Origin of the sequence: Marinobacter sp. (genome assembly GCF_052094685.1) — a bacterium.
In the GTDB taxonomy this organism is placed as follows: domain Bacteria; phylum Pseudomonadota; class Gammaproteobacteria; order Pseudomonadales; family Oleiphilaceae; genus Marinobacter.
Genome location: NZ_JBQDKB010000174.1, coordinates 1 through 2,593, shown reverse-complemented (window position 1 = coordinate 2,593; position 2,593 = coordinate 1). Strand labels below are relative to the sequence as shown.

The following is a 2,593-nucleotide window of genomic DNA, read 5'->3' as shown; positions in this document are numbered from 1 at the left end:
CGGATTTTGCTCTTTTCGAGAGACGTCGTTGACATGGGCTTTGCTTCCGAACCTTTCGTGGCATGAAATCACCTGCAGCCAGTGATCGTCGGGGCTGGCTCACAGAACAGGAGCGGTATGATACCATAAAAGCAACTTTTCACAGTGCGCCGGTTCGCCTGGATCAATCGAATTTAAAATTTATCTCCAGAGCTTGCCGGCCCAACCCTGACGAGACTGCCACACACATGAACTCCGAACAGATCATTGCCTCCCTTAAAGAGCTGGTAGCCATCGGTGATGCGCCCGGAAAGATACTGACTGACCCGGCTGATCTCGAGAATTATGGTAAAGATTGGACTCGAATATACGCCCCCAATCCTCTAGCCATTGCACTCCCGAAAACCACCGAACAGGTTCAGGCGTTGGTAAAGTTTGCCAACCAAAATCAGGTGTCGCTGGTTCCCTCCGGTGGCCGTACCGGTTTGAGTGCCGGCGCTGTGGCTGCAAACGAGGAAGTGGTTGTTGCTTTAGACAACATGAATCAGATTCTCGATTTTAGCGCCAGCGACCGCCTGGTGCGCTGCCAGGCTGGCGTGATTACCGAGCAGCTGCAGAACTTTGCCGAAGAGAATCATCTGTACTACCCGGTAGACTTTGCCTCTGCAGGCTCTAGCCAGCTAGGCGGTAATATTTCCACCAACGCAGGTGGCATAAAGGTGATTCGCTATGGCATGAGCCGTGACTGGGTGGCTGGGCTTAAAGTGGTCACTGGCAAAGGCGACATTCTTGATCTGAACAAGGATCTGGAAAAAAACAACACCGGCTATGACCTGCGCCATCTGTTCATTGGCGCCGAAGGAACTCTGGGCTTTATTACCGAAGCCACCATGAAGCTTACACGCCAGCCAAATAACCTGACCGTGCTGGTGCTTGGGCTGAATGACCTTGGCAACACCATGGACGTGCTTAAAACCTTCCAGGGTGGCCTGGATCTAACTGCTTACGAGTTCTTCTCCCACGAAGCCATGGGGCATGTTCTCGCCCACGGCCAGGTACAGGCACCGTTTGAAACCGAAGCCCCTTATTACGCACTGCTGGAGTTTGAAGCGACGTCGGATCAAGTTATGGATGATGCCATGATCCTGTTCGAGCAGTGCATGGAAAACGGCTGGGTACTAGACGGTGTGATCAGTCAAAGCGAAACCCAGGCTAAAAGCCTATGGCAGCTGCGTGAACGCATCTCAGAGTCCATCGCGCCTCGAACGCCCTATAAGAACGACATCTCTGTGGTGGTTTCCAAGGTTCCGGAGTTTCTGGCCGAAATCGATGAATTAGTCGCTAACGAGTATCCGGATTTCGAAATCATCTGGTTTGGCCACATAGGTGACGGCAATCTGCACTTAAACATCCTAAAGCCGGAAGACATGGCCAAAGAAGACTTCTTCGAGAAGTGCCAGCAGGTCAACAAATGGGTGTTCGAAATCGTCGAAAGATACCAGGGCAGCGTCTCCGCTGAACACGGCGTAGGCATGACCAAAAAGCCTTACCTGCAATACACCCGCAGCGAAACAGAAATTGCCTACCTGAGAGGGATCAAGCAAGTCTTCGACCCCAACGGCATCATCAACCCAGGCAAGATATTCGACTAATGCAACGGCACATAGTAGTACTCACCGGCGCTGGTATCAGTGCCGAAAGCGGCCTGTCCACCTTCCGCGACAACGGCGGCCTCTGGGAGCAACACAGCGTATACGACGTGGCCACCCCAGAAGCCTTCGCCCGCAACCAGGAACTGGTGCTGCGTTTCTACAACGAACGCCGACAACAACTGGCCTCGGCCCAGCCAAACCGAGCCCATCAACTGCTCGGCGAACTGGAGCAGCACCACCGGGTAACCATCATCACCCAAAACGTAGACGATCTGCACGAACGCGGCGGCTCCAGCCACGTGGTTCACCTACACGGCGAACTCACCAAGGCCAGAAGCTCCGCGAACCCAGAACTGGTCTACGACATCGGCTATGGGGACATCAATCAAGGCGATCAGTGCGAACTAGGCCAGCAACTGCGCCCGCACATCGTTTGGTTTGGCGAAGAAGTCCCCATGCTCGAGGCGGCCGCAGACCTGGTTCGCACCGCAGACGACCTGTTAATCGTAGGCACATCACTACAAGTCTACCCGGCAGCCGGTCTGGTTCACGAAGTGGATATCGGCGTACCCATTACCGTAATAGACCCAGGCGAGCCAGCAGGTGTTTCCCGTGCCAGAGTTATTCAGAAAGGTGCAAGTGAAGGCATTGCCGAGTGGGCTGCAAACTACTTAGCTAGATAGGCATCGGCGCGTACTGCAAAGCTTGGTAGGCAGTGTCAGGGCATGGTTTCCAAAACTGTGCGAAGCCATGGATGGCGTAGCCAAGCGTACACGGACGTATTCACAGCGTGTTTTGGAAACCATGCCCTGATACTGCCGTCAGCACCAAAATCGGGAATCAGTGCGATTCAGCAAGATACCGACGAAGCTCCTCGCCAAAAGCCGCCTGAACGCCAAGCCGCTTAAGCATCCAATAGTGCCCCGCAATCATCCGATCAATAAAAATACTCTCTACCGGCG

Annotated in this window: 2 protein-coding genes; both read left to right on the top strand. The window is 53.9% G+C overall.

Annotated features, from left to right (window positions below; translation table 11 throughout):
* Positions 1-227 precede the first annotated feature (227 nt).
* Positions 228-1,631 carry an FAD-binding oxidoreductase gene (locus ACTH3S_RS18285; protein WP_441810433.1) on the top strand — a complete coding sequence of 468 codons (1,404 nt, stop codon included), beginning with the start codon at positions 228-230 and terminating at the stop codon, positions 1,629-1,631.
* Positions 1,631-2,314: an SIR2 family NAD-dependent protein deacylase gene (locus tag ACTH3S_RS18280; RefSeq protein WP_441810432.1), complete on the top strand. Its 684-nt coding sequence runs from the start codon at positions 1,631-1,633 to the stop codon at positions 2,312-2,314. The genes ACTH3S_RS18285 and ACTH3S_RS18280 overlap by 1 nt, the downstream gene beginning before the upstream one ends.
* Positions 2,315-2,593: the final 279 nt, after the last annotated feature.